The organism is Streptomyces sp. NPDC127197 (genome assembly GCF_042672405.1).
Lineage (GTDB): Bacteria > Actinomycetota > Actinomycetes > Streptomycetales > Streptomycetaceae > Streptomyces > Streptomyces flavusporus.
This window is the reverse complement of sequence record NZ_JBHXVG010000003.1, coordinates 369171-388006: the sequence shown is the minus strand read 5'-3', so window position 1 is coordinate 388006 and position 18836 is coordinate 369171. Positions and strand designations below refer to the sequence as shown.

Here is an 18836-nt window from a genome sequence, read left to right as displayed (position 1 = left end):
AAGTGCCGGGCTGCGCGACCAACCCCGACGCCTTCACCAACGCCGGGCTACGTCACCCACCGCTCGCGTCAGCTACCACTTGGGCGGCGATGCGATCGACCTCGCCAGGACCTCGTCCAGGACGCGGGCCGTGCCGGGTATGTCGAGTTGGGAGTTGTCAATGATCGGGAGGCCCGAGCCGTACCAGCCCGCCATGCGGCCGTGGATGCGGGCGACCTCCTCGTCGGTGAGGCGGCGGTTGCCGGTGCGTTCGGCGTTGCGTTCCAGGACTATGTCGAGGCCCGGGAGGAGGACCACGGGGAGCAGGCCGGGGCCCACGTGCCGTTTCCAGCCGCCGAGGCCCACGACCGGGCGGTCCGGGAAGACAGCATCGTCGAGGATGCAGGAAATGCCGTTGGCCAGAAAGTTGCGCGCGGCGAATCCGCAGGTGCGGCGGGCGAGGCGGTACTGGGCCTCGGAGTGGTCGTTCCATCCGGACTGCGGGTCCGCGAAGCCCGAGCGGACCCATTCGCGTACGTCGTCCAGACTGATGTGGGCCGTGGGGACCCGGCGGTGGTCCGCCCAGAACTTGGCCACGCTGGTCTTGCCGGCGCCGGCGGGGCCGATGAGCAGCACCGCGAGTGTCGTGGTGCCGGGGTCGGGAGCGGTCGTCGCGGGCGGCGTGCTGGGCATGGCGACGGGGCCGCCGGGCGGTAGCGGCACATGGCCGGTGGTGTCGGGCGCCGTCGGGACGGTTTGCGCAGCCGTCGGGTGCGAGGCGGGCGGGACCGGGGCGGAGGGGGCGCCGGTGAAGCCGGGGGCCGGGGGCGGCGGGGGCACGGGGACGGGTCCCTGCGGCCCGGGTGCGGAACCCTGGTGGTGCGGACCTGGGTGTTGTGCGGCCGGCGACCAGCCGGCGGCCGGTCCGTGCCCCGGCTGGTGGGGCGGCGGCAGCGGAGACCCCACTGCGTGCTGCATCCGGTGCCACTCCGTCTCGTACAGGCAATTGGCGCTGGCAGCGGGGCGCACCCGCTCGCTACCGAACGGTACCGTCCCCGGCCGCCGTTTGGTGAACGGCCGGGGACGGCCCGAAGTGCCCGGTGTGGAGAGGCGAATCGGGCGGATGGGGCCCCTGTGGACTTACTGGCCCACTTCGCCGTAGGCGGCGAGGAGCATGGCCGGATCGGGGCCTTCCAGAACGGTGGGCTTGGCCAGGCCGTCCAGGACGATGAAGCGCAGCAGGTCCCCGCGGGACTTCTTGTCGACCTTCATGTTCTGCAGCAGCTTGGGCCACTGGTCGTAGCGGTAGTGCAGCGGCAGGCCGACCGATTCGAGGATCGTGCGGTGCCGGTCGGCGGTGGCGTCGTCCAACCGGCCCGCCAGACGGCCGAGTTCGGCGGCGAAGTGCATGCCGACGGCGACCGCGGCGCCGTGCCGCCACTTGTAGCGCTCGTTCTTCTCGATGGCGTGACCGAGGGTGTGGCCGTAGTTGAGGATCTCCCGCAGGCCCGACTCCTTCAGGTCGGAGGAGACGACCTCGGCCTTGACCCGGATGGACCGCTCGATGAGCTCGGCGGTGTGCGGGCCGGCCGGGGTGCGGGCGGCCTGCGGGTCGGCCTCGATGAGCTCGAGGATCGTCGGGTCGGCGATGAAGCCGGCCTTGATGATCTCGGCGAGCCCGGAGACGTAGTCGTTGACCGGGAGGGAGTCCAGCGCCGCCAGGTCGCACAGCACGCCGGCGGGCGGGTGGAAGGCGCCGACCAGGTTCTTTCCCTCGGCGGTGTTGATGCCGGTCTTGCCGCCCACCGCCGCGTCGACCATGGCCAGGACGGTGGTGGGGATCGCGATCCAGCGGACCCCGCGCAACCAGGTCGCGGCGACGAAACCGGCGAGGTCGGTGGTCGCACCGCCGCCGACGCCCACGACGACATCCGTGCGGGTGAAGCCGGACTGGCCGAGCGCCTTCCAGCAGTAGGCGGCGACCTCGGCGGTCTTGGCCTCCTCGGCGTTGGGCACCTGGATGGCGACCGCCTCGTAGCCCTGCTCGGCCAGATCGGCGCGCAGTGCCTCGCCGGTCTCGGCGAGCGCCTCGGGGTGGATGACGGCGACCCGCTTGGCCTTGTCGCCGACCAACCCACCGAGCTCACCGAGCAGCTGACGGCCGACCAGGACCTCGTACGGCTCGCTGCCCGCGGTGCCGCCGACCTGGATCCGCGTCACTGACTCGCTGCTCATGCTTCCTTCAACTCCAGGGCGTTCAGGACCTCTTGGGTGACCTCTTCGGGCGTACGGTCATCGGTGGCCACGACCGAGCGCGCCACCTCCTCGTACAGGTGCCGACGGGCCTCCATCAGCTCCCGCCACTGCTTGCGCGGGTTGATCGCCAGCAGCGGCCGGGCGGCGTTCAGGCCGGTGCGCCGGGCCGCTTCCTCGACGTCCATCGACAGGTAGACAACCCGCTGTGCGGCCAGCAGGCCGCGGGTGTCCGGGTCGAGGACGGCGCCGCCGCCGAGTGCCAGCACTCCGGCATGCTCGGCCAGCGCCTTGTGCACCGCCCGCTTCTCGATCGCGCGGAAGGCCGGTTCGCCCTCCTCGACGAAGATGTCGGAGATGGTGCGGCCCTGTTCGGCCACGATGTCCTCGTCGGTGTCCCGGAAGCCGACCCCGAGCCGCTGCGCGAGCAGTTGGCCCACGGTGGACTTGCCGACGCCCATCGGGCCGACCAGGACGACCAACGGCCCGCTCACCGGATCGCCAGGTTGTCGAGGTACGACTGCACGTTACGGCGGGTCTCGGGCACGCTGTCGCCGCCGAACTTCTCCGCCACCGCGTCGGCCAGCACCAGCGCCACCATCGCCTCCGCGACGATGCCGGCGGCCGGCACCGCGCACACGTCGGAGCGCTGGTGGTGAGCGGCGGCCTCCTCGCCGGTGGCGACGTCGACGGTCCGCAGGGCCCTCGGCACCGTCGCGATCGGCTTCATCGCGGCCCGCACCCGCAGCAGCTCACCCGTCGACAGTCCGCCCTCGGTGCCGCCGGAACGGCCGGTGGCCCGCTTGATGCCCTCGTCGGTGGTGAGGATCTCGTCGTGCGCCTTCGAACCCGGCACCCGTGCCAGCTCGAAGCCGTCGCCGACCTCGACGCCCTTGATCGCCTGAATGCCCATCAGGGCGGCGGCCAGCCGGGAGTCCAGCCGGCGGTCCCAGTGCACGTGCGAACCGAGGCCCACGGGCACGCCGTACGCCAGCACCTCCACGACACCGCCGAGCGTGTCGCCGTCCTTGTGGGCCTGGTCGATCTCCGCGACCATCGCCTTCGACGCGTCCGCGTCCAGGCAGCGCACGGGGTCCGCGTCGAGCTTCTCGACGTCCGCCGGGGTCGGGTACACGCCGTACGGGGCCTTGGCCGCCGCCAGCTCCACGACATGGCTGACGATCTCGATGCCGGCGGTCTCCTTCAGGTACGACCGCGCCACCGCGCCGAGCGCCACCCGGGCCGCCGTCTCCCGCGCGGAGGCCCGCTCCAGCACCGGACGTGCCTCGTCGAAGCCGTACTTCTGCATGCCCGCGAGGTCGGCGTGACCGGGCCGGGGCCGGGTCAGCGGCGCGTTGCGGGCGAGGCCGGCCAGCGCCTCGGGGTCGACCGGGTCGGCCGCCATGACCTGTTCCCACTTCGGCCACTCGCTGTTGCCGACCATGATCGCGACCGGCGAGCCCAGGGTGAGGCCGTGCCGGACACCGCCGAGGAAGGTGACCTCGTCCCGCTCGAACTTCATCCGCGCACCGCGCCCATAGCCGAGCCGTCGGCGCGCCAGGTGGTCCGCCACCATCTCCGTGGTGATCGGCACGCCGGCGGGAAGGCCCTCCAGCGTCGCGACGAGTGCGGGACCGTGGGACTCCCCCGCGGTCAGCCAGCGCAACCTGCTCAACGGTGCTCCTCAGTGCTCGCGCCCCGGTACTGCCCTGCGTACGCGCGTCCTCGCGTACGGCGATGGCGCGACCGGGGTGCGCGGCCCTGGCCCGCCACCTCCGATCCTCCCACGTCCGAGGCCCCTGCCCCGCCGCCGGTCCATCAGACGGACGGGACCCGGCAGGACGACGATCAGGAGGGGCCGTTCTCCGGACGCTGCTGCGGGGCGTAGGCGCCGAGGTAGTCGGCGCCGCTGGGCTGCTGCGGGGCCGACTGCTGAGGCGCGTACTGCCCCAGGTAGTCCGCTCCGCTCCCCTGCCCGTACTGTGCCGCCGGCACCGGCTGTGCCATGCGCCGCGCGCGGCGTGCGGCGATCTTGTTCCTCAGCTTGAGGATCCAGGTCGCCAGGACAGCGACAATGATCAGTACGAGCACGGTGTTCTGCACCCAGTCGGGCAGGAACCACAGCAGGCTCTCGAAGATCTGGCTCTTGGCAGACGCCAGCGACACGCCTGTGGACATCGAACGCTTTCCCCTCCCGGCCCGCCCCCTGCGGAACCGGGGGGATCCTATCGAGCGTCGAGCGCGTGTTCGCCCGCTTTTCGCATGGCCTCCAGCGCCGGTACGCGCCCCGTCATCTGCTCGACCTGGAGCACCGCCTGGTGCACCAGCAGGTCGAGACCGCTGACGACGGCCCCGCCGAACATGGACCAGCGGGCCGCGAGTTCGGTGGGCCACGGCTCGTAGAGCACGTCGAAGAGGGTGGCGGGCCGCTCGGGCACAGCGGCGGCCAGGACGTCCGTCGTACCGGTCGGCGTCGTCGCGATCACCAGCGGAGCGCGCAGCGCCTCGGCCGCGTCCGCCCAGTCCGCCGTCCGTACCTCGACGTCGAGCCGCTCACCCCACTGCCGCATCTCGGTGGCGCGGGCGGCGCTGCGGACGTACACCACGACCTCGCCGGTGCAGATCCGGGCGAGCGCGGCCAGCGCGGAGGAGGCGGTGGCGCCCGCGCCGAGGATCGCCGCCGAGTCGACCTGCTCGATGCCGTGCTCGCGCAGCGCGGCGACCATTCCGGGGATGTCGGTGTTGTCGCCGACGCGGCGGCCGTCCTCGGTGAAGACGACCGTGTTGACCGCCTCGACCGAGGCCGCGGTGGCGCTGATCTCGTCGAGCAACGGGATCACGGCCCGCTTCAGCGGCATGGTCAGCGACAGCCCGGCCCACTCGGGACCGAGCGTGCCCAAGAAGCCCGGCAGCGCCGCCTCGTCGATCTCGAAGCGGTCGTACCTCCACCCCTCCAGGCCCAGTTGCGCGTACGCGGCACGGTGCAGCACCGGGGAGAGGGAGTGGGCGATCGGAGAGCCGAGCACGGCGGCCCTTCGAGGTGCGGGCATCAGTCGTCCCTCGACGCGTTGAACTTGTCGACCAGCCTCTGGTGTTCCTCGATCGTCTTGGCGAACTCGGTCTTGTTCATGCCGTCCGTGGCGACGAAGTACATCCAGCCGTCCTCCGTCGGGTTCAGCGCGGCCTTCAGCGCCTCGTCGCCCGGGTTGCCGATCGGGCCGGGAGTCAGGCCCTTGTTGGTGTACGTGTTGTACGGGTCCGGGTTGCTGTTGATCTCCGACGCGGAGATGTCGATCTTGCTCTGACCCTTGAGGTAGTTGAAGGTCGAGTCGAACTGGAGCAGTTGGTTCGTCTCTGTGTTGGTCGACTCGAGGCGGTTGTAGACGACCTCGGCCATCTTGCGGAAGTCGTCCGTCGTCTTGCCCTCGGCCTGGACGAGGCTGGCGACCGTGATGACCTGCAGCGGATTCTCCAGGTCGAGCGCCTTGGCCTTCGCGTCGAGGTCGTACCGGCCGTACTGCTCGTTGGCCCGCGTGACCATCTCCTTCAGCACCGCCTCGGGCTTCATGCCCTTGGCCGCGGGATACGTGCCCGGGTAGAGGAAGCCCTCCAGCGGGTCCTTGATGTCGCCGTTGTTGTTCGCCCAGCTGGGCAGGCCGAAGCCCTTGTACTTCTTCTTGGCGACGTCCTTGGTGGTGCCGGACTCCAGGCCAAGCTTCTCGTCGATCCTGTCGTAAACCTGCACATTTCGCTGGCCCGGAGCGACGATCACATTGTTCTGGCTCTTCGGGTCGAGCATCATCTCGACGGCGCTCGCCGCGGACATCTGCTTGTTCAGCAGATAGGCGCCCGCCTGGATCGACTCCCCGTCAGGGTTCTGCGACTGCGCGGCGACGAAGGCGTCCACGCTCTTGATGACGCCCGCGTCCTTGAGCCGGCGGCCGATCTCGGCTCCGCTGGCGCCCTTGGGGACTTCGACGGTCACCTGCTCGTCGGTGCCGTCCCCCGCGTAGTCCGGGGCGGCGCCGAAACGATCCTGGTAGTACTGGTAGCCGAAGTAGGAGACACCGGCCAGGCCGCCGCCGAAGACCAGGACGACCACCAGGCAGGCGCATCCGCTGCGGCTCTTCTTGCTCTTGCCGCCCCGGCCCCGCCGGTCGCCGCGGCCACGCCGGTCCCCCGGCTCGTCGCCGTCGTCATCGTCCCCGCCCGAGAAGAAGGCGTGCTCGCCCTGGTCGGGGCCGGGATCCCAGTCGGTCCTCGGCTCCGGTTCGGCGCGCCGCCGGGCGGGCGGCTCCGGCGGCGGGTACGCGTCCGGGGTGCCGTAGAAGTCCGGCTGCTGTGCGCCGTAGGGGGCCGCCTGCTGGGCGTACGGGTCGGCCGGGTCCGGGGTGTACGGGACCTGCGGGTGCGTGCCGGTGGCCCAGCCGCCGGTGTCGTACTGCTGGTGCGGGTCGTACGACTGCTGCTGGTGCGGGTCGTACGACTGCTGCTGGTGCGGGTCGTACGACTGCTGCCCCTGACCGGAGTACTGCTGCTGCCCCTGACCGGAGTACTGTTGCTGCGCCTGATCGTATGCGGCCTGCCGGCCGTCGCCCCAGTCGCCGTACTGCGGCTGCTGCGGCTGCTCTGGATAGTGCTGCGACTGGCCGTCGTAGGGGGACTGCTGACCCTCGTGGGCCTGCTGTCCTCTCCATCCGCCGTCCCCGTACAACGGGTCCTCCGGATGCCACGGTTCGGAGCCTTGGCCCCGGCCATACTCAGTCATCGATCCCCTAGAGCCGCGAGGCGGCGGTCGCGTGGCTTCCGGCTCGGCTCCCGTCCCGCCTCTTGCTGTGCGGAGGCTGTTCGAACACCACCGCATCGCGCGGAACGTTACCGTATCGCGATCAGATGACCACTTCGACGCCCTCGCCCGGGGCTTTCCCTGACACCCGTTCGGATTCCAGCGCCTGCTGCAGGATGATGACAGCGGCTGCCTGGTCGATGACCGAGCGGCCCTTCTTGGACTTCACGCCCGAGGCGCGCAGTCCCTGGCTCGCCGTCACCGTCGTCATCCGCTCGTCGACCAGCCGGACCGGGACCGGTGCGATGCCCTGCGCGAGTTCCTGGGCGAAGCCGCGGACCTTGGCCGCGGCCGGGCCCTCGCCCCCCTTGAGGGAGCGCGGCAGCCCGACGACGACCTCGATCGGCTCGTACTCCTCGACGAGCTGCTTCAACCGGCGGTGCGCTGCGGGGATGTCCCGTCCCGGGACCGTCTCCACCGGGGTGGCGAGGATCCCGTCGGGGTCGCACGAGGCGACCCCGATCCGGGCGTCCCCGACGTCGATCGCGAGTCGACGTCCTCTGCGCATCACTTGGCCGTTTCCGCCACGAGCCGCTCGACGGCGTCGACGGCCTCGCCGATGGCGGCCGGGTTCTGGCCGCCGCCCTGAGCGACGTCCGGCTTGCCGCCGCCACCACCGCCGAGGGTCTTGGCGGCCGTACGGACCAGGTCACCGGCCTTCAGGCCGCGCTCGCGGGCGGCCTCGTTGGTGGCGATCACCGTCAGCGGCTTGCCGTTGACCGTGGTGAACAGGGCGACCACGGCGGCCCGGCCGCCCTGGATGCGGCCGCGCACGTCAAGGACCAGCTTGCGCAGGTCGTCGGCGGTGGTGCCGTCCGGGACCTGGCCGGTGACCAGGGCGACCCCGCGCACGTCCTTGGCGGACTCGGCGAGGCCGGCGGCGGCCTGGAGCACCTTCTCGGCGCGGAACTTCTCGATCTCCTTCTCGGCGTCCTTCAGCTTGCCGAGCATGGCGGAGACCTTCTCCGGCAGGTCCTCCGGGCGGCCCTTGAGCAGCTCGGTGAGCTGGTTGACGACCGTGTGCTCGCGGGCGAGGAAGTTGTAGGCGTCCACGCCGACCAGGGCCTCGATCCGGCGGACACCGGAGCCGATGGACGACTCGCCGAGCAGCTTCACCAGGCCCAGCTGGGCGGTGTTGTGCACATGCGTGCCGCCGCACAGCTCCTTGGAGAAGTCGCCGATCGTCACGACGCGCACGCGCTCGCCGTACTTCTCGCCGAACTCGGCGATGGCGCCCTGCTTGCGGGCCTCGTCGATGCCCATGATGTCGGCGCGCACGTCGAGGTCGCGGGCGAGCACCTCGTTGATCTTCTGCTCGACGTCGGTCATCACGGCCGTCGGTACGGCGGACGGCGAGCCGAAGTCGAAGCGGAAGCGGCCGGGCTGGTTCTCGGAACCGGCCTGGGCGGCCGTCGGGCCGAGGGCGTCGCGCAGGGCCTGGTGGGTGAGGTGGGTGGCCGAGTGGGCGCGGGCGATGGCCTTGCGGCGCCGGTTGTCGATCGAGGCGTGGGCCTTGGCGCCGACCGTCACCTCGCCGACCTGGACGACGCCCTTGTGAACGTACACGCCCGGGACCGGCTTCTGGCAGTCGCGGACCTCGATGACGGCACCGGTGTCGACCTTGATCCGGCCGGTGTCGCCGATCTGGCCGCCGCCCTCGGCGTAGAACGGCGTGCGGTCGAGGACGATCTCGACCTCGTCGCCCTCGGTGGCGGCCGGGGAGGAGACGCCGTCGACGAGGATGCCGACGATCGTGGACTCGCCCTCGGTGTCGGTGTAGCCGATGAACTCCGTCTCGCCGGCGCTGTCGGCGATCTCGCGGTAGGCGCCGAGGTCGGCGTGGCCGGTCTTCTTGGCCTGGGCGTCGGCCTTGGCGCGCTCCCGCTGCTCCTTCATCAGGCGGCGGAAGCCGTCCTCGTCCACGGACAGCCCCTGCTCGGCGGCCATCTCCAGGGTGAGGTCGATCGGGAAGCCCCACGTGTCGTGGAGCAGGAAGGCCTTGTCGCCGGGCAGGACGGTGGAGCCGGCGGCCTTGGTGTCGGCGACGGCGGTGTCGAGGATGTTGGTGCCGGCCTTCAGCGTCTTGAGGAAGGCGTTCTCCTCGGCGAGGGCGACCTTCTCGATGCGCTCGCGGTCGGTGATGAGCTCGGGGTACTGCTGGCCCATCATGCCGATGACGACGTCGATCAGGTCCTTGACGACCGGGCCGGTGGCACCGAGCAGGCGCATGTTGCGGATGGCGCGGCGCATGATGCGGCGCAGGACGTAGCCGCGGCCCTCGTTGCCGGGGGTGACACCGTCGCCGATGAGCATCACGGACGTGCGCATGTGGTCGGTGACCACGCGCAGGGAGACGTCCGAGTCGTGGGCGTCGCCGTAGCGCACGCCGGTCAGCTCGGTGGCCTTGTTGATGACGGCCATGGAGGTGTCGATCTCGTACATGTTCTGCACGCCCTGCAGAATCATGGCGAGCCGCTCCATGCCGAGGCCCGTGTCGATGTTCTTGCTCGGCAGCTCGCCGAGGATCTCGAAGTCCTCCTTGCCGGTGCCCTCGCCACGCTCGTACTGCATGAAGACGAGGTTCCAGATCTCCACGTACCGCTCGTCGTTGACGGCGGGGCCGCCCTCGACGCCGAACTCGGGGCCGCGGTCGTAGTTGATCTCGGAGCACGGGCCGCAGGGGCCGGGGACGCCCATGGACCAGTAGTTGTCCTTCTTGCCGAGGCGCTGGATGCGCTCGGCGGGCACGCCGACGACATCGCGCCAGATGCGCTCGGCCTCGTCGTCCTCGAGGTAGACGGTGATCCACAGACGCTCGGGATCGAGGCCGTAACCGCCCTTGTCCTGGGGCGTGGTGAGCAGCTCCCAGGCGTACTTGATGGCGCCTTCCTTGAAGTAGTCGCCGAAGGAGAAGTTGCCGCACATCTGGAAGAACGTGCCGTGCCGGGTGGTCTTGCCGACTTCTTCGATGTCGGGCGTGCGCACGCACTTCTGCACGCTCGTGGCGCGGGCGTAGGGGGGCTTGACCTCGCCCAGGAAGTAGGGCTTGAAGGGCACCATGCCGGCCGGGACGAGGAGCAGAGTCGGGTCGTCCGCGATGAGCGACGCCGAAGGGACGACGGTGTGCCCGCGCTCCTCGAAGAAGCTCAGCCAGCGGCGGCGGATCTCAGCCGACTCCATCAGTGGTCCTCATTCCGGTTGTACGAGTACGTCGTGCTGTCGATGACGTACGTCTTCGGCTTGTTGCGGTTCTCGATGGCGGCATACCGCCGCGGCGTGGGGAGTTCGGGGTCCTCGTGGATGCCGAGCGCCTCCCCCAGCTCGGCCTCCCGCTGGGCCATGTTGTCGCGGACGTCGAGGGCGAAGCCCACCGCGCGGTCCTTGAGCCGGTGGCCCGCGTCGATCGCCTTGTTCGCGGCCGTGGCGGCGAGGCTCTCGGGGGTCAGCTGCTTCAGCTTGCGGTTGACCTTGGTGGTGGCCCACACGCCGGCGGCGACACCCGTGGTGAACCAGAACGTACGGCGGAACATCGCTAGGTCTCAGTCCTTCTTCCGCTTCGCCCGCCGCGCGGCCGGGACGGTCCGGCCCACGATCACGGTACGCCTCGACGTCCTGGCGGGCACGTCCTCCTTGCGGCCGCCGAGGGCCCGGCGTACGCCGTAGCCGAAGGCGGCGACCTTGACCAGGGGCCCGCCGAACGTGGAGGCGACGGTCGTCGAGAGCGCGGACGCGTTCGACGTGACCTCCTGGACGTCCGAGGCGATCGCGTCGACCCGCTCGATCTGGGTCTGTGCGGAGCGCACCGCCGCGGAGGCGTCGGCCAGCAGCGGGACGGCCTGGTCGGTCACGTCCGCCACGAGCTTGGTGGTCGCCCTGAGCGTCTGGGCCAGCCTCGCGAGTGCCACCGCAAGGAAGGAGACCAGGATCGCCCAGAAGACGGCCACCAGGATCCCGGCCACCTCTCCACCGGACACTGCGCACCCGCTCCCTGAAACGTGCCTGAACATCGAAAAAGTCGTGCACCGAGCCTATCGCGCCGGGGCTGGGACTCCGTACCGGATTACGGCCCGGCGGCGCGCGGGCGCCGCGCATGCGGAAGCCCGCCGCCTCGCCCGCCCGGAAGGGCGGGGAGACGACGGGCTGAGGTACTGCCTGCCGGCTGGGATCAGCGGGCGTAGTACTCGACGACGAGCTGCTCGTCGCAGATCACCGGGATCTCCTTGCGGTTCGGCTCGCGGTCCAGGCGGAACGCCAGGGCCTTGAGGTTCACCTGGAGGTAGCGCGGGGTCTCGCCGTCGGCGGCGAAGCCACCCTCACGGGCGATGGAGAAGAGGGTCTTCTCGCGGCTGCGCTCGCGGACCATCACGACGTCGTCGGGACGGACGCGGAACGACGGCTTGTCGACCTTCTGGCCGTTGACCTCGATGTGGCCGTGAACGACCATCTGACGGGCCTGGTAGATCGTGCGGGCGATGCCCGAACGAAGGACCAGCGCGTCGAGACGACGCTCGAGCTCGATGATCAGGGCCTCACCGGTCTTGCCCTGAACCTTGGAGGCACGCTCGTAGGCGCGGACGAGCTGGCGCTCGGACACGTCGTACTGCGCGCGCAGACGCTGCTTCTCGAGCAGACGGACCTTGTAGTCCGAGTTCTGCTTGCGGCCACGGCCGTGCTCACCCGGCGGGTAGGGACGGGCCTCGAAGTACTTGACGGCCTTCGGGGTCAGCGCGATACCGAGGGCACGCGACTTCTTGACCTTGGGGCGGGACTGGTTCGCCATGAACCAAACACCTCGTGTTTCTTATGCGAATACGGCTTCACCAGGGTTAGGGGAGGTCGCATCCGCAGCCGGGGAAACCCGCCGGGTCCGCTTACGGACCTGCCGGGCAGCCGCTCCCCTGGTCTGGGCACATACGTGCAGCACGCGAGTGGCCCACCGACCGCTCCCGGAACTTCGGGTGGTGGTGGGCTGCCCGCGACACCGTTCGCCGGTGCGCGACGCTCCTGGAGATCCCTGCCCGGGGGCCGGGTTCTCCGGCTGGATGTCCCGTTCTGGTGGTGCCGGCTCCCCTTTCGAGGTGCTGGGCACGGGACGCAGCGCTTCGAGCAAGTCTACAGGCTGCTCAGGGCCGCCTGCGACCGAGGTGTTTCCTGGTCCACTCCACAGCGTCCGCGTAGCGTGCCTCGGCGCCGTGCCGGGTCGGTGTGTAGTACTCCCGGTCCTTGAGGGCGTCCGGGGCGTACTGCTGGCCGGCGATGCCCTCGGGCAGGTCGTGCGGATACACGTACCCCTGGGCGTGGCCCAGTTTGGCGGCGCCCTTGTAGTGCCCGTCGCGCAGGTGCGGCGGGACGGGGCCGGCCAGTCCCTTGCGTACGTCGTCCAGGGCGGCACCGATCGCGGTCGTCGCGGCGTTCGACTTGGGGGCCAGGGCGAGGGCGATGGTGGCGTGGCTGAGCGTGAGGGCGGCCTCGGGGAAGCCGATCATGGCGACGGCCTGGGCGGCGGCGACCGCGATGGGCAGGGCGTGCGGATCGGCGAGGCCGATGTCCTCGCTGGCGGAGATCATCAGGCGGCGCGCGATGAAGCGGGGGTCCTCGCCGGCCTCGATCATGCGGGCCAGGTAGTGCAGGGCCGCGTCGACGTCGGAGCCGCGGATCGACTTGATCAGGGCGCTGGCCACGTCGTAGTGCTGGTCGCCGTCGCGGTCGTACTTCACGGCGGCGCGATCGACGGTCTCCTCCAGCGTCCGGAGCCCGATGTCCGTCTCGCCCTTGTCGAGCGCGGCCCCGGCGGCGGCCTCCAGGGCGGTCAGGGCGCGGCGGGCGTCGCCGCCGGCTATCCGCAGCAGGTGTGCCTCGGTGTCCTCGGGAAGGGTGACGGCGCCGCCCAGGCCCCGGTCGTCGGTGAGGGCCCGGCGGATCAGACCGCGTATGTCGTCGTCCGTGAGGGGCTCGAGGGTCAGCAGCAGGGAGCGGGAGAGGAGGGGCGAGATCACCGAGAAGTACGGGTTCTCCGTGGTGGCGGCGATCAGCGTGACCCAGCGGTTCTCGACGGCCGGGAGGAGGGAGTCCTGCTGGGCCTTGCTGAAGCGGTGGATCTCGTCGAGGAAGAGGACGGTCTCCTTGCCGAAGCCGCCGGTGGCGCGGCGGGCGCCGTCGATGACCGCGCGGACCTCCTTGACGCCGGCGGTGATCGCGGACAGCTCCACGAAGCGCTTGTTGGTGGCCTTGGAGACGACGTAGGCGAGGGTCGTCTTGCCGGTGCCGGGCGGGCCCCACAGGATCACCGAGGACGGACCCGCCGGTCCCCCGGCGCCCTCGCCGACCAGTCGGCGCAGGGGCGAGCCGGGCTTCAGCAGGTGCTGCTGGCCCACGACCTCGTCGAGGGTGCGCGGGCGCATCCGCACCGCCAGGGGACTTGCGGTCGGGTCCTTCTCCTGGCGTTCTTCTGCGGCGGCGGTGAACAGGTCGGGTTCCACGCTGAAACCCTAGTTCACCCCACTGACAACACCCCTGGCCCCGGGCTCAGGCCCAGAGCTGGCTGCCCCAGCGGGTGAGGATCAGCATGACGATGATGCCGACGTGCGTGACCGGCAGCACCCAGGTGAACTCGGCGAAGAACCGCTTGAGGCCGGCGGGGGCCGGCAGGAAGTTGTTCCGGATGTTGAACGACGTCACGTACCAGAACATGACGATCGTGGCGACCCAGGCCAGCGAGCACCACAGGCACAGCGCATTGATCCGGTACAGCGACTGGAACATCAGCCAGGTGCAGAAGGCGACACCGAAGAGGGTGCCGGCGTTGAAGGTGAGCCAGTACCAGCGCGGGAAGCGAGCCCTGGCGAGCAGGCTCATGCCGACGCAGATCACGATGCCGTAGGTGACGAGGCCGAGCATCGGGTTGGGGAAGCCGAAGGCGGAGGCCTGGTCGCTCTCCATGACGCTGCCGCAGGAGACGATGGGGTTGAGGCTGCAGCTCGGCGTGAACGTCTCGCCCTCGGCCTTGGCTTCGAGGATCTTGAACTTGTCGAGCGTGATGACCCACGCGGCCAGCAGCCCCGCAGCTCCCGTGATCACCAGCAGCAGGGCGAAGGCCCGGCTGCCACCGACCGTCCGCGGCTCGGCGACTGCACTCTCCGGTTCGGGCTCGGTGGAGACATCCCTGACTGTCGTCTTGCTCATCACGCCGATTCCGTCACTCGAGGGGGATCTGCTTCCAGCATGGGCCATTGTGCCGCACGCGCCCATGTGTCCACCGTTTGCTGCGCATAAGGACGCCGGCCTGCCGTTCGGTTCCGGACATGCGCGAGGGCGCCGGATGCCTGGAAAGACGGCCGACGCCCTCAGGAACGGCAATCAGCCGAGCCGTGCCTCCAGTTCCGCCACGATCTCGTTGACGCCGACCGCCGTCTGCTCGCCGGACTCCATGTCCTTGAGCTGGACGACGCCCTCGGCGAGGTCGCGTTCACCGGCGACGATCGTGTAGCGGGCGCCGCTGCGGTTGGCGTTCTTCATGGCGCCCTTGAGGCCCTTGGCGCCGTAGGAGAAGTCGGCGGCGATGCCGACCTTGCGCAGCTCGGTGACCTTGGCGAACAGCACCCGGCGGGCCTCCTCGCCGAGCGGCACCGCGAACACGCTGGTCGCCGCGGGGAGTTCGAGCTCGACGCCCTCGGCCTCCAGGGCGAGCACCGTGCGGTCGACGCCGAGCGCCCAGCCGACGGACGGCAGGGCGGGGCCGCCGATCATCTCCGACAGGCCGTCGTAGCGGCCGCCGCCGCCCACCGCGGACTGGGAGCCGAGACCGTCGTGGACGAACTCGAAGGTCGTGCGGGTGTAATAGTCCAGGCCCCGCACCAGCTTCGGGTCGTCCTCGAAGGCCACGCCCGCCGCCGTGATCAGCTCACGGACCTCCTCGTGGTACGCCTTGCAGGCGTCGCAGAGGTAGTCACGCAGCAGCGGGGCGTCCCCGAGCTGCTTCTGGACCGACTCGCGCTTGTCGTCCAGGACACGGAGCGGGTTGATCTCGGCGCGGCGGCGCGTGTCCTCGTCGATGTCCAGGCCGCGCAGGAAGTCCTGCAGCGCGGCCCGGTACACCGGGCGGCACTCCTTGTCGCCCAGGCTGTTGAGCAGGATCCGGAAGTTGCTCAGACCCAGCGAGCGGTACGCCTGGTCGGCCAGGATGATCAACTCGGCGTCCAGGGCGGGGTCCTCGGCGCCGATCGCCTCGGCGCCGACCTGCGAGAAGTGCCTGTAACGGCCCTTCTGGGGGCGCTCGTAGCGGTAGTAGGAGCCCGAGTACCAGAGCTTGACCGGGAGGTTGCCCGCCTTGTGCAGGTTGGCCTCCAGGGCCGCGCGCAGGACCGAGGCCGTGCCCTCGGGGCGCAGGGCGAGCTTGTCGCCGCCCTTGGTCTCGAAGGCGTACATCTCCTTGGTCACGATGTCGGTGGACTCGCCCACGCCGCGTGCGAACAGCTCGACGCTCTCGAAGCCGGGTGTCTCGATGTAGCCGTAGCCGGAGTTGCGCAGCGGGGCGGCGATGGCCTCACGGACGGCCAGGTACTTGGCGGAGTCCGGCGGGATCAGGTCGTACGTGCCCTTGGGGGCCTTGAAGGTGCTCACGGAAGGTCTCTCGTCACATTCCTCGTCGGGGAGCCTCGGCGGCTCCCTGGCCGGCGGCCACCTGCCGCAGATACGGGTTGGTGGCGCGTTCCTGGCCGATGGTCGTCTGGGGGCCGTGGCCGGACAGCACCACGGTCGAGTCGTCGAGCGGCAGGCACACGCGGGCCAGCGAGTCGAGCATCTCGGCCATGTCACCGCCGGGCATGTCGGTGCGTCCGATGGAGCCGGCGAAGAGCAGATCCCCGGAGAAGAAGACCGACGGGATGTCGGCGGTCTCGGGCATCCGGAAGGTCACCGACCCCTTGGTATGGCCCGGCGCGTGCGCGACGGAGAGCTCCAGTCCCGCCAGCTCGAGCCGGACGCCGTCGGCGAGTTCCTTGACGTCGTCGGGCTCCCCCACGGTCAGCTCGCCCATCAGCGGCATCCCGATGGATCGGCCGATGGCCTTCTCGGGGTCACTCAGCATGTACCGGTCCTCGGGGTGGATCCAGGCCGGTACGTCGTGCGCTCCGCAGACCGGGACGACCGAGGCCACGTGGTCGATGTGGCCGTGGGTGAGGACGACGGCGACGGGCTTGAGCCGATGCTTCCTGATCGCTTCCTCGACACCTGCGGCGGCCTGGTGGCCGGGGTCGATGATCACGCACTCCTCACCGGCGGCGGGGGCGACGAGATAACAGTTCGTCCCCCAGGCCCCGGCGGGGAACCCGGCAATGAGCACGATCGTCCTTCGTTTGGGTCGGTACGGGCGGACTTGGCGGCGGCTGCGCCTGACGTCAGAGCCTACCGGCGCTGCCGAATCCTCAGCGAACCCATATACGGTACGGGGCACACGCAGGCGGTCGGCTCACAGCACGCGCGCGTAACCGGTCGACGTTCGAGACTCATGAGGAGTAAACCCGGTGGTCAGCCAGGAACAGCGGCGGCGTCAGCTCGCCCGGGAGAAGTTCTTGCGGCAGCAGCAGCGGCGCACCGACGCCCGGCGCAAGGCGCGTATACGCAACGCCGTGATCGCGTCGGCGCTCGGCGTGGTCCTGATCGGCAGCCTCGCGCTGTACACGACCGGCGTCCTCAAGGAGGACGAGAAGACCAACGCGGGGGCTGAGGTCACCGAGAGCTCCTCGCCCGCCAGCCCGCTGCCGGACCCGTGCGAGAAGCCCGCCGCGGGCAAGGTCAAGTCGGAGACCTGGAAGAAGGAGCCGGCGATGACCATCGACAAGTCGGCCGCGTACACGATGAAGCTGGCGACGACGTGCGGTGACATAGACATCGACCTGAAGACGTCGGCGGCCCCGCACACCGTCAACTCGTTCAACTTCCTGGCCGGCAAGGGCTACTTCGACCACACGAAGTGCCACCGCCTGACCACCAACGGCATCTACGTGCTCCAGTGCGGCGACCCGACGGGCAGCGGCAGCGGCGGTCCCGGCTACACGATTCCGGACGAGAATCTGAAGGACAAGAGCCTCAAGGGCAACATGTACCCGGCGGGCACGGTGGCGATGGCGAACACGGGGCAGGCGGACTCCGGCGGCAGCCAGTTCTTCCTCGTGTACCAGGACAGTCAGCTGCCCCCCAGCTACACACCGTTCGGTACCGTTTCCAAGTCGGGCATGACCGTGCTGAAGAAGATCGCCGCCGCAGGTGAGAGCACGGGCGCCGGCGACGGGGCCCCGAACGCAACGGTCGTGATCAACAAGGCAACCGTCACGAAATCCTGACCGCCAACTGCGGAATTTCGGTCGCGCGGGATGCGGACAGGCAACCCGCCGGTCGCCTATGTTGGCCGTGACGAAACTGTGGACGATGCCCGGGGGCTCGAGGCCCTGCGCAGGCATCATGTGGAGGAGGCGCTGTGAGCAGCGACCCGTGGGGCCGCGTCGACGAGACGGGGACCGTGTACGTGCGTACGGCCGACGGCGAGAAGGTCGTCGGTTCCTGGCAGGCAGGCTCCCCTGAGGAAGCGCTGGCCTACTTCGAGCGCAAGTACGAGGGCCTGGTTGTCGAGATCGGCCTCCTCGAGAAGCGAGTGCAGACGACCGACCTGTCGGCGAAGGACGCCAAGGCCGCGATCGACCATCTGCGCGAGCAGGTCGACGCGCACCACGCCGTCGGCGATCTGGATGCGCTGCGGGCCCGGCTGGACAAGCTGGTCCAGACCGTCGAGGCTCGGCGCGAGCAGCGCAAGGCGCAGCGGGCGCGGCAGGCGGACGAGGCGCGGCACGCCAAGGAGGCGCTGGTCACCGAGGCCGAGGAACTGGCGCAGTCGGACCAGTGGCGGGCGGCCGGCGAGCGGCTGCGGGCTCTGGTGGACACCTGGAAGGGGCTGCCGCGGCTGGACCGTAAGTCGGACGACGAGCTGTGGCACCGCTTCTCGCACGCCCGGTCGGCGTTCTCCAAGCGCCGCAAGGCGCACTTCGCGCAGCTGGACGCGCAGCGCGAGGAGGCCCGCAGGACCAAGGAGCGGCTGGTCGCCGAGGCCGAGGCCCTTTCGGGGTCGACCGACTGGGGTCCGACGGCCGCGCGCTACCGCGAGCTGATGTCCGAGTGGAAGGCGGCGGGCCGCGCCCAGCGCGAGCACGAGGACGATCTGTGGAACCGCTTCCGCGGCGCCCAGGACGTCTTCTTCGCCGCCCGCAGCTCGGTCTTCGCCGAGCGTGACGCGGAGCAGGCGGAGAACCTCAAGCTCAAGGAGGAGCTGGCCGGTGAGGCCGAGAAGATCCTCCCGGTCACGGATCTGAAGGCGGCGCGGGCCGCGTTCCGCTCGATCAACGAGCGCTGGGAGGCCATCGGCCATGTGCCGCGGGATGCCCGGCCGAAGGTCGAGGGCCGGATGCACGCCGTCGAGCGGGCCATCCAGGAGGCCGAGGAGGCCGAGTGGCGCCGCACCAACCCGGAGGCACGCGCGCGTGCCGAGGGTCTGACGGGCCAGCTCCAGGCCGCGGTGGACAAGCTGAAGACGCAGATCGAGCAGGCGCGCGCCCAGGGCAACAACGCCAGGGCCGACAAGCTCGAGCGGGAGCTGGAGGGCCGTCAGGCCCTGCTGGACCAGGCGCTGAAGGGCCTCCAGGAGTTCGGCGGCTGACCGACGCCCGGCAGGTATGACAGGGGCTCCCGTACCACCGACGTACGGGAGCCC

The 18836-nt window shown here is 70.3% G+C and carries 18 protein-coding genes; 2 read left to right on the top strand and 16 right to left on the bottom strand.

The window, feature by feature from the left end:
- Positions 1 to 72 precede the first annotated feature (72 nt).
- From ACFVJQ_RS06920 to ACFVJQ_RS06845, 16 genes are all read right to left on the bottom strand, one after another.
- Positions 73 to 957, bottom strand: a complete 885-nt coding sequence (locus ACFVJQ_RS06920; protein ID WP_385781506.1) for a Pro-rich N-terminal domain-containing protein — start codon at positions 955 to 957, stop codon at positions 73 to 75.
- A gap of 162 nt (positions 958 to 1119) precedes the next feature.
- A complete protein-coding gene (gene aroB, locus ACFVJQ_RS06915; RefSeq protein WP_385781503.1) occupies positions 1120 to 2214 on the bottom strand; it encodes a 3-dehydroquinate synthase in 1095 nt (364 codons plus the stop codon).
- Complete coding sequence (locus tag ACFVJQ_RS06910; RefSeq protein WP_385511387.1) at positions 2211 to 2726, bottom strand: shikimate kinase; 516 nt, start codon at positions 2724 to 2726, stop codon at positions 2211 to 2213. Before ACFVJQ_RS06910 ends, aroB begins: the two co-directional genes overlap by 4 nt.
- Positions 2723 to 3907 carry a chorismate synthase gene (gene aroC / locus ACFVJQ_RS06905; RefSeq protein ID WP_385511389.1) on the bottom strand — a complete coding sequence of 395 codons (1185 nt, stop codon included), beginning with the start codon at positions 3905 to 3907 and terminating at the stop codon, positions 2723 to 2725. Before aroC ends, ACFVJQ_RS06910 begins: the two co-directional genes overlap by 4 nt.
- A 173-nt stretch (positions 3908 to 4080) precedes the next feature.
- Positions 4081 to 4410 carry a hypothetical protein gene (locus tag ACFVJQ_RS06900; protein ID WP_385511391.1) on the bottom strand — a complete coding sequence of 110 codons (330 nt, stop codon included), beginning with the start codon at positions 4408 to 4410 and terminating at the stop codon, positions 4081 to 4083.
- A gap of 47 nt (positions 4411 to 4457) precedes the next feature.
- Positions 4458 to 5282 (bottom strand): shikimate dehydrogenase, encoded by an 825-nt coding sequence (locus ACFVJQ_RS06895; protein WP_385511392.1) that lies wholly within the window; start codon positions 5280 to 5282, stop codon positions 4458 to 4460.
- Positions 5282 to 7000 carry an endolytic transglycosylase MltG gene (gene mltG / locus ACFVJQ_RS06890; protein WP_385781499.1) on the bottom strand — a complete coding sequence of 573 codons (1719 nt, stop codon included), beginning with the start codon at positions 6998 to 7000 and terminating at the stop codon, positions 5282 to 5284. The genes ACFVJQ_RS06895 and mltG overlap by 1 nt, the downstream gene beginning before the upstream one ends.
- Positions 7001 to 7121: 121 nt before the next feature.
- Complete coding sequence (gene ruvX / locus ACFVJQ_RS06885) at positions 7122 to 7586, bottom strand: Holliday junction resolvase RuvX (protein WP_129796827.1); 465 nt, start codon at positions 7584 to 7586, stop codon at positions 7122 to 7124.
- On the bottom strand, positions 7586 to 10258 hold the full coding sequence (gene alaS, locus ACFVJQ_RS06880) for an alanine--tRNA ligase (RefSeq protein WP_385511395.1): 2673 nt from the start codon (positions 10256 to 10258) through the stop codon (positions 7586 to 7588). The genes ruvX and alaS overlap by 1 nt, the downstream gene beginning before the upstream one ends.
- Positions 10258 to 10608 carry a hypothetical protein gene (locus tag ACFVJQ_RS06875; RefSeq protein ID WP_129796829.1) on the bottom strand — a complete coding sequence of 117 codons (351 nt, stop codon included), beginning with the start codon at positions 10606 to 10608 and terminating at the stop codon, positions 10258 to 10260. Before ACFVJQ_RS06875 ends, alaS begins: the two co-directional genes overlap by 1 nt.
- A gap of 9 nt (positions 10609 to 10617) precedes the next feature.
- Positions 10618 to 11052, bottom strand: a complete 435-nt coding sequence (locus tag ACFVJQ_RS06870; protein WP_165396151.1) for a DUF948 domain-containing protein — start codon at positions 11050 to 11052, stop codon at positions 10618 to 10620.
- A 191-nt stretch (positions 11053 to 11243) separates the two neighbouring features.
- Complete coding sequence (gene rpsD / locus ACFVJQ_RS06865; protein ID WP_385511397.1) at positions 11244 to 11858, bottom strand: 30S ribosomal protein S4; 615 nt, start codon at positions 11856 to 11858, stop codon at positions 11244 to 11246.
- A 343-nt stretch (positions 11859 to 12201) separates the two neighbouring features.
- Positions 12202 to 13557: a replication-associated recombination protein A gene (locus ACFVJQ_RS06860; protein WP_224737465.1), complete on the bottom strand. Its 1356-nt coding sequence runs from the start codon at positions 13555 to 13557 to the stop codon at positions 12202 to 12204.
- A gap of 46 nt (positions 13558 to 13603) precedes the next feature.
- Complete coding sequence (locus ACFVJQ_RS06855) at positions 13604 to 14260, bottom strand: vitamin K epoxide reductase family protein (protein ID WP_385511398.1); 657 nt, start codon at positions 14258 to 14260, stop codon at positions 13604 to 13606.
- 174 nt (positions 14261 to 14434) lie between these two features.
- Positions 14435 to 15697 (bottom strand): histidine--tRNA ligase, encoded by a 1263-nt coding sequence (gene hisS / locus ACFVJQ_RS06850; protein ID WP_385511400.1) that lies wholly within the window; start codon positions 15695 to 15697, stop codon positions 14435 to 14437.
- 13 nt (positions 15698 to 15710) lie between these two features.
- Positions 15711 to 16418, bottom strand: coding sequence for an MBL fold metallo-hydrolase (locus ACFVJQ_RS06845; protein WP_385781493.1), 708 nt, complete (start codon positions 16416 to 16418; stop codon positions 15711 to 15713).
- Positions 16419 to 16599: 181 nt separating this feature from the next.
- Here ACFVJQ_RS06845 and ACFVJQ_RS06840 point away from each other — a divergent pair, with 181 nt between their 5' ends.
- Together ACFVJQ_RS06840 and ACFVJQ_RS06835 are read left to right on the top strand one after the other, a co-directional pair.
- Complete coding sequence (locus ACFVJQ_RS06840) at positions 16600 to 17418, top strand: peptidylprolyl isomerase (protein ID WP_385781491.1); 819 nt, start codon at positions 16600 to 16602, stop codon at positions 17416 to 17418.
- A gap of 134 nt (positions 17419 to 17552) precedes the next feature.
- Positions 17553 to 18782 (top strand): DUF349 domain-containing protein, encoded by a 1230-nt coding sequence (locus ACFVJQ_RS06835; RefSeq protein ID WP_385511404.1) that lies wholly within the window; start codon positions 17553 to 17555, stop codon positions 18780 to 18782.
- Positions 18783 to 18836 lie beyond the last annotated feature (54 nt).